We start from the raw sequence: 14116 nt of genomic DNA on the forward strand, positions 1-14116 counted from the left end.
ACGCAGGCGCGACATCCCGGCGCGTCAGCCGATTTCACCCGCGACGAGGAGACCGGAGCCGCCGGCGAGGCCCGGTCCGGGATGCGTCGAGGCGCCGATATGCCAGAGATTCCTGACGCCCGTGTCGTGGCGCTTGCTGTCCGCGAAGGGGCGGAAGGTGAAGAACTGGTCGATGGTGCAGGCCCCGCCATAGGGATCGCCGCCGACGAGGTTCGCGTTCATGCCCTCGAGATCGGCGGGAGAGATGGCGCGCCGGGCGACGATGTTCTCCCGCAGGTCCGGCATGTGCTGGACGAGGATGTCCTCCACCCGGTCCGCGAAGGCCTCCCTCAGCGCCTCGGTCCAGACCCCGTCCTGCGGCGTTTCGATCGCGCCCGCCGCATCGCCTTTGACGTGACGCGGGGCGTCGGGCATCTGGAGCCAGAGCACCGCGCCGCCCTCGGGCGCGCGGGTGGGATCGGCCGCCGACGGCTGGCCGACGCAGATCGTCGGCACGGCGGGCAGCAGCCCCCGCTCCGCTTCGTTGGACGCGCGGCTGACGCCATCGAGACCGGGGGTGAGGTGCAGGAGCTGAACGTTCTTCAGCCCCTCGGTCGCCCATCCGGGGGAGGTCTTCAGCGCGTAGTGGAGCTGGAAGTTACCGCGACCGTAGCGATAGCGGCGGAGGTCCTCCCCGCGATCCGGCGCGGCGCCCGGCTCCTGCAGGAGCGAGCCGTAGAGCTGGTGGGGCGTGGTGGAGGCCAGAACGCCGGCCGCCTCGATCTCCTCGCCGCTTTCGAGGCGGATCCCGGTCGCGGTGCCCTTGTGCGTCAGGATCCTCGCGACCGGCGCGCTCGTGCGGACCTCGCCGCCGTTCTCCTCGATGATTTCGGTCAGCGCGCGCACCATGTTCGCCGCGCCGCCCTTCACGATCGGTGCGCCGGCCGCCTCGAGGGCGAAGCCGATGATCTGGCCCATCTGGCCCGAGAAGGCGGCTTCGGGCGGAAGTCCGGCATGCAGCCCCCACGGCGCCCAGATCGCCTGGTTCAGATCTCCGGAGAAGGATGTCTCCAGCCAGCTACGCATCGGCTGAAGCGCCTTGCCCATGCGGGCGACGAGGCCGCGGGGGCCGCGCGACCACGCCTCCTTGCCGATCATCCTCGCGGTCTTGTTGGACCAGGGATCGCCACCCATCAGGCCGAAGATCAGCGAGGCGTCTGCGGCGAAGGCATCGAGATCGGCCGCGAGACGGTCCCCGTCCCCCGGCGCCACCTCGTTGAAGGCGGCAACATTCGCGGCCCTGTCCATCCGGTAGACCTGTGCGCTGCCGTCGGGCCGGAGAACGCCGGTGGGGGTGTCCGTCGTGCAGAACTCGACGCCGTGACGCGCCAGGTCCTCTCCGAGCTTTTCATGGGCGCCGCCGGTGACCCAGAGGACGAACGTGGTCGCGAGAGGGTCGTAGGTATAGCCCTCCGCCAGGGTCTCCGTGCGCATGCAGCCGCCGGCCACCGCCTCCCGCTCGAAGACGGCAACCGGCTTGCCCGCCTTGGCCAGAAGCGCGCCAGCGACGAGCGCATTGATACCGGATCCGACGATTGCATAGGGGCGAGACGACATCGGTGACCTCGTGATCTGGTGCAGGGGCCGGTCGCGCGCCGGCGTCGGGGAGCATGTGATCGCATGGGCCGCGATCGGTGCAAGCTTAAAATAGTTTTCAGTCGCGTCAGCCTCGATCCCGAGGCCCTTTGCGGTCTGCCTCGTTTCGAGGCATCGCGCGTCTCCGTGGCGGCGCACGCGCCGAGCGAGCGCTTGAAGCCTCAAACAAGATTGACAGCTCCGCCCGACTTGCCCGAACGTAATCTCTCGGACCGCCTCGGGGCCTCCTGCCGACGAGACTGTCACGGATGCGGCGCCGGGTCTGTCCGGAAGGCGCGGCGCCTGTCCGGAAGGCGCGCGGAATGTTCGAAAAGCGGAAGGACACGATGATGGAGCTCGCCACCGATCGCCTGCCCCTTGCCGGGTATCCCCTGTTCGAAACACGGGACCTCGACGCCGCGCGCCATGCGGTCGCCCAGGTCTATTGCGATCATCGGCTCGAGCGGCTCGGCAAGGGGCCCATTCATGCAAGGCAGAACCGTCTTCAGGGCCGGCGCCTGTCGATCAACACGATCCGCTACGGCGCCGCGGCCTCGATCGTGCCGGGCGCGCTCGGGTCCTTCTACCTGTTCCAGTTTCCCCTTCGTGGCAGCGCGGACATCCGCTGCGGCAAAGCCGGCTACCGGATCGGCGGTGGCACCTCGGGCATTCTCAATCCAAGCGATCCCATCGAGATGGAGTGGAGCGCCGATTGCGCGCAGCTCATGGTGCAGATCGACCGGGACGCGATGGACGCCGCCGCCCGCGATCACTGCGACATGGCAAGCGGCGCTCAGGTGACCTTCTCCGGCCCCGCGGATCTTACTCGCGGGCCGGGGCTGAGGCTGGCGGAGTTGCTGCGGTTCCTCGTCGCGCAGGCCGAAGGTGCACGGTCGCTCATCGGCGCGGAGGATCTCGTCGGCGCGCAGATCGAACAGGCGCTGCTTCTGGCGCTGATCGAGGCGCACCCCCACCAGTTCGAGATCGCCCTGCCCGCAGCCGCTACCGCGCCGCGCACGATGCGGCGGGCCGAAGCCTTCATCGATGCGCATCTGGGCGAGCCGATCACGCTCGATGAGATCGCCGCCGCCTCCGGCATCGGCCCGCGCGCGCTTCAGGAGGCCTTCCGACTGCACCGCGGCACCTCCCCGATGCAGTTCCTGCGGGACAGGCGGCTGGAGCGCGCCGATGCAGCCCTTCGCACCGGCGATCCGGACGTCACCGTGACGGATATCGCCATGACCTGGGGCTTCTTCCACCTCGGGCGGTTCTCCGAGCAGTATCGCCGCCGCTACGGCTGCACACCCGTCGAAACGCTGCGCCGGGCTCTCTAAAGCCGGGGGCGTCGCCTCGCGTATCGGCTTCCGGCCGCGCGGAGCGGATAGCGGGGGGCCGCGGCTCGTCTCACCATCGGCTGAACAAAAGCGACAGGGAGACGGACATGCGTGGATTGAAGGACAAGGTCGCCATCGTCCCGGGCGGCGTGACGAAGATCGGCCAGGCGGTCGTGGACGCGTTCCGGGAGCATGGCGTTCGCGTCATGATCGCGGATATCGATGCCGAAGGAGGCGCGGCCCTGAAGGCCGACGGCACGAGCTTCACCAGAACGGACCTGCGAAAGGACGAGGACATCGCCGCGCTGGTCGCCGCGACCCGGGAAGAGTTCGGCCGGATCGACTTCATCGTCAACGTCGCCTGCTCCTACGGCGACAACGGCGAGGCGTCGAGCCGGGCGGAGTGGCTGGATGCGCTTGACGTCAACCTCGTGGGCTCCGTCATGCTGATGCAGGCGGCGCGCGAGGAGCTGGCGAAGACCAAGGGCGCCATCGTCAATTTCGGCTCCATCTCCTCACGCGTGGCGCAGACCGGCCGCTGGCTCTACCCGGTCAGCAAGGCGGCGATCCTGCAACTGACCCGCAACCAGGCGATGGATCTCGCCCCTGACGGCATCCGTGTGAACGCGGTCTCCCCCGGCTGGACGTGGTCCAACATCATGGACCAGCTCTCCGGTGGCGACCGTGAGAAGACGGACCGCGTCGCCGGGACGTTCCACCTGATGGGCCGGGCGGGCGATCCCGAGGAAGTCGCGAGCGCGGTCATGTTCCTCTGCTCGGACGAGGCCTCGTTCATCACCGGGACCGATATCCGCGTCGACGGTGGGTACACCGCGATGGGCCCCGAGCGTGCCGCCCCCGCAATCCCGCTTCTGGAGGAGTGAGGTCATGAAAGTCGGTATCATCGGCGCCGGGTTCGCGGGACTGACCACGGCGAAGCATCTCATGGAGTTCGGCCACGACGTGACCGTGTTCGAGAAGGTCGGGGATGTCGGCGGCGTCTGGTCCGCGTCCCGAACCTATCCCGGCGTCTCGACGCAGAACGGCAAGGACACCTACTGCCTGTCCGATTTCCCCATGCCGCAATCCTATCCCGAATGGCCGAGCGGTCCCCAGGTGCAGGCGTATCTCGAGGCCTATGCAGAGCGGTTCGGCCTCATGGAGCACGTGCACCTGAATACGGAGGTGACCTCGGCCCGGCAGGAGGAGGACGGTGGCTGGACGCTGGAGACGAGCGCCGGCACCCACCGGTTCGACTTCCTCGTGGTGGCCAACGGCATCTTCTCCGAACCGGCCGTTCCGCGCTTCGAGGGGGCCGATGCCTTCGAGGCCGCGGGCGGACGGATCTGTCACTCCTCCCGGTTCACCCATCTCAACGATGCGGCGGGCAAACGTGTTCTGGTGATCGGCTACGGCAAGTCCTCCTGCGACGTGGCCGCGGCGGTCGCGGACAGCGCGAAATCCCTCGACGTCATCGCCCGGGAGCTCATCTGGAAAGCGCCGAAGAAGTTCGGCGGGGTGCTGAACTACAAGTATCTTTTGCTGACGCGCATGGGCGAAGGCCTCTTCAAGTACCGCAGGACGCGCGGCGTCGAGGCCTTCCTCCATGGCCGCGGCGCGCCGGTCCGCAACAGCATGGTGGGTTCGGTGCAGGCGCTGACCACGAAACAGCTCAAGCTGGCGGAACTGGACCTCGTGCCCCGCGGCCAGTTCGAGCGGATCGCCCGCTCCACCGTCTCCCTCGTGACGGACGGGTTCTACGACCATGTCCGCTCCGGCAAGATCGTCGTGCACCGCGACACGCAGATCGAGCGTTTCGAGGTGGAGGGAGGCGAGCGGATCGCCGTTCTTGCGGACGGCACGCGCCTGCCGGCGGATATCGTGATTTGCGGCACGGGGTGGACGCAGTCGGTGCCGTTTCTCGGTGAGGACATCCAGGACAGGCTCATGGACGCTAGCGGCAACTTCATGCTCTACAACTGCGTGAAACCCATCGGCGTCGAGAACCTTGCCTTCAACGGCTACAATTCGAGCTTCTTCAGCCCGCTCTCCGCGGAGATGGGCGCGCTCTGGATCGCCTCTTACCTGGCGGGGGACATGGTTCTGCCGGACGAGGCCGAACAACGTCGCATGACCCGCGAGCGGATCGACTGGATGGCCGAGCGGACCGAGGGGAAGCATGCAAGGGGCACCAACATCATCCCCTTCTCCATGCACCAGATCGACGAGCTTCTGAGCGATCTGCGGCTGGAGATCCCGAAGAGCCAGCGTTTCATGGAATGGCAGATGCCGGTGAAGCCGGCAAATTATGCAAAGGTTCGGCAACGCCTCAAGAACAGGCTCGGCGTCGCGTAAGGGCGGCGGCGTCGTGGACAGCCGGTCCATGCTGATGCATGTTTCTCCCGAGACCTCAGCCTGGAGTGAGCATGACTGACGCAATCATCATCGGCGCTGGCCACAATGGCCTGGCCGCCGCGGCGCACCTAGCCAGCAAGGGCTGGTCCGTCGAGGTGTTCGAGGCCTCGGGCACGCCCGGCGGCGCGGTGAAGACCATGGAGTTGACCGAGCCCGGGTTCCGCCACGACTGGGGCGCGATGAACCTGTCGCTCTTCGCCGGGTCGGACTTCGCTAAGACCCATGGCGATGCACTCGCGAAGCACGGCTTCGAGCCGGTCGCGGCCGCGGAGTGCTTCGCCAGCGTCTTTCCGGATGGGCGCTGGTGCGGCGTCTCGACCGATGCCGAGGCGACGGCGGCGCGCATCGCGGCGTTCTCCCCTCGGGATGCCGAAACGTGGCGTCGCCTCTCGGCCGAGTTTCCGGACATCGCGCCGCGTATCTTCTCCGTCCTCGGAGCCCCGATGAAGGTGAAGGACCTGATGCGCACGGCGTGGTCCACCTGGCGCAGTGCCGGCACAGCGAAACTCTACGAGCTGGTGCGCCTCATGCTGCTCTCCCCCCGCGCATGGGCCGCGGAGACGTTTCAAGATCCCCGCGTCCGCGCCATGTGCTGCGCTTGGGGGATGCATCTGGACTTCCCGCCCGATCAGTCGGGCGGCGCCGTTTTCCCGTATCTCGAGAGCATGGCAAGTCAGGCCTTCGGGCTCGTCATCGGCAAGGGCGGAGCGGATACGATGGTCGGCGCTCTCGTCGGCATGATCGAGGAGGCGGGCGGACGTGTCACGTGCAACGCCCCCGTGGCCGAGGTGCTGCGAAAGAGCGGGCGAGCGACCGGCGTGCGGCTGGCGGACGGGCGCGAGATCGAGGCCAAACGTGCGGTGATCGCCAACGTCGCGCCCTCCGGTCTGGCGCGGCTCCTGCCCGGCGGCAGCGGAACCGGGCGCTACGACGACGGGATCAAGCGGTTCCGCCACGCGCCGGGGACGTTCATGCTGCACCTCGCCCTCGACGGCCTGCCCGATTGGGCCGCGGGCGAGGAGTTGAAGCGTTTCGCCTATGTCCACCTCGCGCCGGATCTGAGGACCATGGCGAACGCCCATACAGAGGCGGTCGACGGGCTGTTGCCGCGCGCGCCGGTTCTCGTGGTCGGCCAGCCGACCGCGGTCGATCCCTCCCGTGCGCCGGACGGCAAGCACATCCTCTGGGTCCAGGCCCGCATGGTGCCGGGCGAGATCCTCGGCGATGCCGCCGGCGAGATCGACGCGACGGACTGGGCAAATGCCGCCGAACCGATGGCGGAGCGCGTGCTGGACATCATCGAAAGCTATGCCCCGGGCCTGCGTGCGCGCATCACCGGCAAGCGGATCGTGACCCCGGCCGATCTGGAAGCGGACAACGCCAACCTCGTCGGCGGAGACCAGATCGGCGGATCCCACCATCCGGCGCAGAATTTCCTCTTCCGTCCCGTGGCCGGCTATTCGGACTGGTCGACGCCGGTCAGGAACCTGCACATCGTCGGCGCCTCGACATGGCCCGGTGCAGGGGTCGGCGCGGGATCGGGCACGATGCTCGCCAAGAAGCTTGCCCGATAGGCAATGCGCGTCGCAAGCAGTCATATGCATTGACATGTTTCAAGCTTGAAGTAGCCTGAACATCCCAGAGGCCGCAAAGGTCCGGGTTCTGCGGCGGGGGAGCGCTTCCCCCACCGCTCACCGACAGGAGGTTCAGGAATGACGATTACCCGACGCACATTGCTCGGCACCGCAACCGCAGGGCTCGGCCTCGCCGTCGCCGGCATTCCCGGCCGGCTCCGCGCGCAAGAGAGCGGCGAGCTCACGATCGCCTACAACGTGAACCTGCCGTCCTTCGACCCGACGGTCGGACCCTCGGCGGTGAACCCGACGATCCAGGGCATCTACCAGACGATCTTCGACCAGTTCATCGCGCAGGACCCGGACCTCAGCTTCAAGCCGGGCCTCCTGACCGACTGGGGCTGGACGGACGACAACAGCAAGATCCGCATGGTCGTCCGCGAGGGCGCCGTCTGGCACAACGGCGATCCGGTCACGGCGGAGGACGTCGTGTGGTCGCTGGAGCGCGCCGCCGATCCCGAAGGCGGCAATCCGATCCAGTTCGTCTGGGCCAAGATCGGCAATTTCGAGATCGACGGAAACGTCATCACGGCGGACGTGCTCGAGTACGAGCCCACGCTCTTCAAGTGGATGGGCTTCCTGACCGGTTACGTCCTGCCCAAGAAATATTTCGAGGAGGTCGGCCCCGAGGGCTTCGAACAGAACCCGATCGGCTCCGGCCCCTACATGGTCGACCGGTTCGAGCGGAACGCGTTCCTGCGGCTGAAGGCACACCCCGACTACTGGGGCGAAAAGCCTGATTTCGAGACCGTGACGATCAAGTTCATCCCCGATTCCTCCGCCCGCGTGGCCGAGGTGGAATCCGGCGCGTCGGACATCACGCTCGAGATCCCCTACGAGGAATACGATCGCCTGCGCGCGAAGGACGGCCTCGAGGGTACCATCGCGCCGGTCTCCGATATCGGCATGATCTTCATCAACGACATCGACGTGATGACCGACCCGAACGTCCGCAAGGCAGCCGCGCTCGCCATCGACAAGCAGCTGATCATCGACCGGCTGCTGTCGGGTTACGGCGTTCCGATCTCCACCCTTCAGACCCCCGAATACGACGCTTACGACGCCTCCATCGAGGTGCCCTACGATCCCGAGGAGGCAAAACGCCTGCTCGCCGAGTCCGGCTACGGGCCGGACAACCCCGTGCGCTTCACGATCCAGACCACCCGCGGCTTCAAGCCGAAGGATTACGAGATGATCCAGGCCATCGTCGGGCTCTGGCGCCGGGTCGGCATCGAGGCGGAGATCGAGGTCTACGAGATCGCCAAGCACTACGAGCTGCGCGCCGCGGACACGCTGGCCCCGGCCGCGTTCTACAACTGGGGCAACGCCGTCGGCGATCCCTCGACCTCCACCGGCTTCACGCTCTTCGGCCCGTCGCCGCACTCGGTCTGGGACGGTCAGGAGATGATCGACATGATCGGCCCGCTCTGGGCCGAAGCCGACGAGGAGACGCGCATCGAAGGCTACAAGGCGGTGGATCGCAAGGCCGCCGAGGAGGCGCTGGTGATCCCGCTTCTGCAGTACATGCAGCCGATCATCTACCGCTCCGGCCTGTCGGTCACGCAAAACACGTCCGGCGCGCTCGTGCCGCAGAACGTGTCGCGCACCTGAGGCGAGATTTTCGGACGCCCCTCCGCTTGTTGTGGAGGGGCGACCGGGCTGACCCATGCAAGCTGCATTCATCCGTCTTCTGACCACGGCCCTCACGCTCTTCGGCGTGGCCATCGTGGTGTTCGTCGTCATCCGGGTCGCGCCCGGTGATCCCATCGCCATGATGCTTCCGCCCGGTGCCACCGAGGCGGATATCGACCGCCTGCGCGCCGCCTACGGTCTAGATCGAAGCCTGGCCGAGCAGTTCTTCATATGGATCGGCGGTGTCCTCCAGGGCGATTTCGGCACCTCCATCTCGCTGCGCCAGAATGTCGGTCGCATCGTCCTCGGACGCCTGCCCGCCACGCTCGAACTGGCGTTCTACGCGCTTTTCCTCGCCGTCCTTCTCGGCGGAGCCCTGGCGGTCATCGGAACGCTGCGCCGGCGTGGCACCGCGGAGGGCGCCGTCGATCTCTGGAACGGGATGACGCTGTCGATCCCGGATTTTCTCTGGGGCCTGATCTTCATCCTGTGCCTCGGGGTGCTCTGGCCCCTGCTTCCCATTTCCGGCCGGATCTCCCCCGCCCTGAACCCGGATTACGCGACCGGCTTCCTGCTGCTCGAATCCCTCCTGCGATTCGATTTCCGGGTGACGGGCGATCTTCTTGCCCACATGACCCTGCCGGCGCTGGCCCTCGCGCTGCCGCTCTCGGCGGTCATCGCGCAGGTGCTGAAACAATCGTTGAAGGAAGTGATGGAGCTCGACTACGTGAACCTCGCCCGCGCCCGCGGCTTCTCGGAGGTCGCCGTCCTCTTCCGGGAGGCGCTGCGCAACGCCGCCCTGCCGACGCTGACGCTGGTGGGCGTGCAGTTCACCTTCCTGATCGGCGGGACGGTGATCGTGGAGAAGCTCTTTTCCTACGAGGGCCTCGGCAACCTCGCCATCGACGCGGTGGTGAACCGGGACCTGCCGTTGATCCAGGGAATCGTGCTTCTGTTCGCGGTGCTCTTCATCGCAACGAACCTGATCGTGGACCTCGCCTATGCCGCCCTCAATCCGAGGCTGCGTCATGGCTAGACTCTGGCTCTCGGGCGGCTGGCTCGTCCTTCTCGCCCTCGCCGCGATCTTCGCGCCCCTCATCGCGCCGCATGATCCGCTGGCGCAAGATCTCTTCCTCGAGAAACTGCCCCCCTTCTGGATGGAGGGCGCCGAACCCGGCTACTATCTCGGCACCGATTCACTCGGGAGGGACGTGCTCTCCCGGCTGATCTACGGAGCCCGCGTCGCGCTCATCGTCGCCGTGCTCGCCGGGGGCTCGGCCGCGATCCTCGGCTCGGTCCTCGGCCTGCTCGCGGGCTATCTCGGGGGCTGGACGGATCGGGCCGTGGGCCGGCTCATCGACATCTGGATGAGCTTCCCGCCCGTCCTTTTCGCGATCCTCCTCGTCGCCGTCCTCGGCACCGGCCTTTCCTCCGTCATCATCGCCATCGCGGTGATCGACTGGACGCGCTTCGCCCGGGTGGTCCGGGCGGAAACCATGGCGCAGTCCCGCATGGATTACGTCGCCAGCGCCACCGTCGTCGGCCGCTCCCCCCTCGGCACGCTCTGGCACGAGGTGGTGCCGAACGTGCTGCCGACGATCCTCGTCCTTCTGTCCCTCGAAATGGGCATCACCGTCATCGTGGAGGCGATCCTGAGCTTCGTGAACCTGTCCGTCTCGTCGGACGATCCGACCTGGGGCGGCATGATCGCCGAGGGCCGGACGCAGATCCATTTCGCGCTCTGGATCCTCGTTGGACCCATGGTGGCGCTCTTCCTCACGGTCCTTGCCTTCTCGCAGTTCGGCGAAGGGCTGAAGGACAGGCTGGACCCGGCGGCGTCATGACGGGGATCCTTGAAATCGACAGGCTTTCAGTCCGCATCGGTCCGCGAGGGCCGCGGATCCTGAAGGATGTCAGCCTGTCCGTAGCGCCCGGCGAGATCCACGGTTTGATCGGGGAATCGGGCGCCGGGAAGAGCATGATCGGCAAGACCGTCGCCGGGCTCCTGCCGCGTGGGCTGAACGTGTCGGACGGGTCCGTCCGCTTCGACGGGCAGGAGCTGACCGCGCTTCCCCGAAGCAGGCTGCGCAAGCTGGTGGGAGAGCGTATCGCGATCATCCCGCAGGACCCGCTGACCGCGCTCAACCCCAGCCGCCGCATCGCGGGGCAGATCACGGACCGGCTCGTCCACACCCTGGGATGGGACCGGCGCCGGGCCCTCCTTCGCGCCGAGGAGACGCTGGACGAGGTGTCGATCCGCAACCCTTCGCAGACGCTCCGCAGCTATCCGCACGAGCTGTCGGGGGGCATGCGGCAGCGCGTCCTGATCGCCGCCGCCTTCGCCGCGGCGCCGGATTTCGTCATCGCCGACGAGCCGACCACCGCGCTCGACGTCACGGTGCAGCGACAGATCCTTCAGCTCATCCGCGCGATGCAGGCGCGGCACGGCACCGCCATGCTCTTCGTCACCCATGACATGGGCGTCGTCGCCAAGCTCTGCACCCGCGCGACGGTGCTCTACGCGGGACAAGTGGTGGAGACGGGCACGGCGGAGCATCTCTTCGGCCCGAACCCGCATCCCTACACGGAAGCCCTGATCGGGGCGACGCCGCGCTACGACCGGCCGGAGGAGTCGCTCCGCCCGGTTCCAGAGCACGTGATCGAGGCCCTGCGCGCCGAACAGGAGGCCACCCTTGGCTGAGCCATTGATCGAAGTGAGGGACCTCGGTCTCTCCCTGCCCGACATGAACGCCGGCCCCCGCCTCGGCCGCCGCCCCCGTCTGGAAATCCTGCGCGGCCTCTCGTTCGACGTCCCCCGCAGGGGCGTGGTCGGAATCGTTGGCGAATCGGGGTCGGGCAAGTCCACGCTGGGCCGCTGCATGGTGAGGCTCCTCGAACCGACCGCGGGCCGCATCCTGTTCGACGGGCACGACATCACGCACATGGCGCCGTCGGAGCTCACCGGGCACCGGCGCGACCTTCAGATGGTGTTCCAGGACCCGATGTCCTCCCTCAACCCGCGCCACACGATCCTGCGGCTGATCGCGGGACCGCTGAAGCTGCACGGGGTGGAGCAGGCCGAGGACAGGGCGCGGGACGCGCTCGACCGGGTGCATCTTGGCCGTGCCTTCGCGGATCGCTACCCGCACCAGCTCTCAGGCGGCCAGCGCCAGCGCGTCGGCATCGCCCGCGCCATCGCCCTCGGCCCCCGCTTCATCCTCGCCGACGAGATCACCTCGGGCCTCGACGTCTCGACACAGGCGCAGATCGTGGCCCTTCTGGAGGAGCTGGTCGAGGACATGCACCTCACCCTTGCCTTCATCAGCCACGATCTGTCGCTGATCCGCCGGCTGGCGGACACGATCGTCGTGCTCAAGGCGGGAGAGATCGTGGAGCAGGGCCGCATCGCGGACGTGTTCGACGCCCCGACGCACCCCTATACCGCAGCCCTCAAGGCCGCGATTCCGCTGCCGACGCTCGACGACGCATGGCTCGAGGATGTGCAGGAGGCCTGAGCGTCAGCCTCCCGCAACCTTCAGCGATATCTTCCCGATATGCTCGGAGCTCTCCATCCGGCGATGCGCGTCCGCCGCGGCTTCGAGATCGTACTCGCTGTCGAGAACCGGGGCCACGCGGCCGGCATCGAGCAGCGGCCAGACCCGCTCCCGCAGCTCCCGCGCGATCTTCGCCTTCGCCTCCACCGATTGGGGCCTCAGGGTCGACCCGGTGATGGTCTGGCGATTCACCATGAGGGGGGCGAAGTTGATCTCCGCCTTCGCACCGCCGAGGAACGCGATGATCACCAGCCGGGCATCCTGCGCCATCGCCTTGAGGTTTCGCGCGATATAGTCGCCAGCGACCATGTCGAGAACGACGTCGGCGCCGCCTTCGCCCTTGAGGATCGAGACGAAGTCCTCCTCGCGGTAGTTGATCGCGCGCTCGGCGCCGAGCTTCTCGCAGGCGGCGCATTTGTCGGCGCTGCCGGCGGTCGCGAAGACCCGCGCGCCGAAGGCGGAGGCGAGCTGGATCGCCGTCGTGCCGATCCCGGAGGAGCCGCCGTGAACCAGAAAGCGCTCCCCGCCTTCCAGGTGAGCGCGCATGAAGACATTGGACCAGACGGTGAAGAACGTCTCCGGCAGGCAGGCGGCCGCCCGCAGGGACATGTCCGTGGGCACGGGAAGGCAATGGCTCGCGGGACAGACGACATATTCGGCATATCCGCCGCCCGGCAGGAGCGCGCAGACCGCATCCCCCACGGACCATTCCCCGACACTCTCCCCCGTCGCCGCGACATGCCCGGAGGCTTCGAGCCCCGGCAAGTCGCTGGCACCCGGAGGCGGCGCGTAGGTGCCGCCGCGCTGCGCCGCATCCGGGCGGTTCACCCCCGCATGGGCGACGCGGATCAAAACCTCACCCGCCCCGGGTTTCGGCACGGGCCGCTCGGTGAGGCGAAGGACATCCGGGCCGCCGTGTTCGCTGATCTCGACGGCGCGCATGGTCTCGGGCAGATCGACGGTCATCATGCTGGCCCCACCGGGCCGGGGCGGGGGCCGCTACCGGCATCGCCGGACGCCTGAGCGGGCCCCACCGGGCCGGGACGCGGACCCGCGGCAGGGTCGGGATGCGACCCCGCGGCAGCGTCGTCAGTGCTGGCCTCCGGTCCTGCCGGAGGCATACCGGCGCCCGGTGCGGGCGGCGGGCTCCAGCGGCCCGGCATCATTTCCTCCATGTTCCGCATCGGCGCCCGCACCCGTCCGAAGAGCCATTCGGGACCGGCCGTGAGGGGCTTCAGGATGCGCGCCTCGCGCAGGCGGGACTTCACCTTCTCGAACTGCATCACGTTGCCGATACGGCGATCGAGAAAGGCCCAGGTATCCGACGAGCCGAGCGAATCGTCCCCGAGCCACATCAGCAGCGTCGAGCCGTAGACCCCGGAGAGGGTCGTGCGTTTGGTGTACCAATTCAGATCGTCCGACGTATCGCCGAGCGCCGTCCAGATCGCATCCGCCGTCGACCAGAGCGCCTTTGCGCCGTCGGGGGCGTATTGCGGCAGGGAGAAGAGCGTCGCGCCGCGGCGTACCGCTTCCTTGCTGCCGGCGACCTCGAGACGGATGCGCACGGCGGCGCTGATCTTGTCGCGGAAGCGCAGGCCCGTCATGTCGGTCGTCCGCAGACGCTCGACCATCTGCGCGTCGCCCCTTTTGTGGAAGGCGATCGCAAGGTCGACCGCGCCGCGCGGGAAGATCGACCGGGCGAGGCTCTCGGAAATGCCGGTCTCGCGGCAGGCGGCCCTCAGTGTCCGTTCCGACCACCCGTCGAAGGCAACATGACGAAGCGCGGCGTCGAGCAGCTGCGTCTCGGTCGGGTCGGCATGTCCGGTGGTGGCTGGGTCGGCAATCATGGAGGGCCCTTTCGTCGGTCTTCGTTCAACGCGCAGTGGACAAGCTAAAGCGGCATTGCTATATGGCCACCTCCTGCAAGAATGAA

General features: G+C 67.7%; 12 protein-coding genes. 9 read left to right on the plus strand and 3 right to left on the minus strand.

Features of this window, described 5'->3' with window-relative positions; genetic code table 11:
• Positions 1-24 precede the first annotated feature (24 nt).
• Entirely contained in the window at positions 25-1596 is a 1572-nt protein-coding gene (locus tag RM543_RS00500; protein ID WP_311688596.1) for a phytoene desaturase family protein, read from the minus strand.
• A gap of 341 nt (positions 1597-1937) precedes the next feature.
• Between RM543_RS00500 and RM543_RS00505 the strand changes: the two genes are divergently transcribed.
• From RM543_RS00505 to RM543_RS00545, 9 genes are all read left to right on the plus strand, one after another.
• Positions 1938-2948 carry an AraC family transcriptional regulator gene (locus tag RM543_RS00505; protein ID WP_311688598.1) on the plus strand — a complete coding sequence of 337 codons (1011 nt, stop codon included), beginning with the start codon at positions 1938-1940 and terminating at the stop codon, positions 2946-2948.
• A 107-nt stretch (positions 2949-3055) separates the two neighbouring features.
• Positions 3056-3832, plus strand: a complete 777-nt coding sequence (locus tag RM543_RS00510) for an SDR family oxidoreductase (RefSeq protein WP_311688600.1) — start codon at positions 3056-3058, stop codon at positions 3830-3832.
• Positions 3833-3836: 4 nt separating this feature from the next.
• On the plus strand, positions 3837-5303 hold the full coding sequence (locus RM543_RS00515; RefSeq protein WP_311688602.1) for a flavin-containing monooxygenase: 1467 nt from the start codon (positions 3837-3839) through the stop codon (positions 5301-5303).
• A gap of 71 nt (positions 5304-5374) precedes the next feature.
• A complete protein-coding gene (locus tag RM543_RS00520) occupies positions 5375-6937 on the plus strand; it encodes a phytoene desaturase family protein (protein ID WP_311688604.1) in 1563 nt (520 codons plus the stop codon).
• Between the two features lie 138 nt (positions 6938-7075).
• Positions 7076-8608 carry an ABC transporter substrate-binding protein gene (locus RM543_RS00525; protein ID WP_311688606.1) on the plus strand — a complete coding sequence of 511 codons (1533 nt, stop codon included), beginning with the start codon at positions 7076-7078 and terminating at the stop codon, positions 8606-8608.
• A gap of 55 nt (positions 8609-8663) precedes the next feature.
• The gene (locus RM543_RS00530) at positions 8664-9665 is read left to right on the plus strand and encodes an ABC transporter permease (protein WP_311688608.1); all 1002 of its coding nucleotides are present in this window, start codon (positions 8664-8666) and stop codon (positions 9663-9665) included.
• Positions 9658-10473: an ABC transporter permease gene (locus RM543_RS00535; protein ID WP_311688610.1), complete on the plus strand. Its 816-nt coding sequence runs from the start codon at positions 9658-9660 to the stop codon at positions 10471-10473. The genes RM543_RS00530 and RM543_RS00535 overlap by 8 nt, the downstream gene beginning before the upstream one ends.
• A complete protein-coding gene (locus RM543_RS00540) occupies positions 10470-11330 on the plus strand; it encodes an ABC transporter ATP-binding protein (RefSeq protein ID WP_311688612.1) in 861 nt (286 codons plus the stop codon). The genes RM543_RS00535 and RM543_RS00540 overlap by 4 nt, the downstream gene beginning before the upstream one ends.
• The gene (locus RM543_RS00545) at positions 11323-12144 is read left to right on the plus strand and encodes an ATP-binding cassette domain-containing protein (protein WP_311688614.1); all 822 of its coding nucleotides are present in this window, start codon (positions 11323-11325) and stop codon (positions 12142-12144) included. Before RM543_RS00540 ends, RM543_RS00545 begins: the two co-directional genes overlap by 8 nt.
• 3 nt (positions 12145-12147) lie before the next feature.
• Here the strand turns inward: RM543_RS00545 and RM543_RS00550 are convergent, their stop codons facing one another.
• Together RM543_RS00550 and RM543_RS00555 are read right to left on the minus strand one after the other, a co-directional pair.
• Positions 12148-13152 (minus strand): NAD(P)H-quinone oxidoreductase, encoded by a 1005-nt coding sequence (locus RM543_RS00550; RefSeq protein WP_311688616.1) that lies wholly within the window; start codon positions 13150-13152, stop codon positions 12148-12150.
• A complete protein-coding gene (locus RM543_RS00555; protein ID WP_432280420.1) occupies positions 13149-14030 on the minus strand; it encodes a COQ9 family protein in 882 nt (293 codons plus the stop codon). Before RM543_RS00555 ends, RM543_RS00550 begins: the two co-directional genes overlap by 4 nt.
• Positions 14031-14116 lie beyond the last annotated feature (86 nt).

Origin of the sequence: Tropicimonas omnivorans, assembly GCF_031846565.1 — a bacterium.
Classification (GTDB): Bacteria; Pseudomonadota; Alphaproteobacteria; order Rhodobacterales; family Rhodobacteraceae; genus Tropicimonas_B; species Tropicimonas_B omnivorans.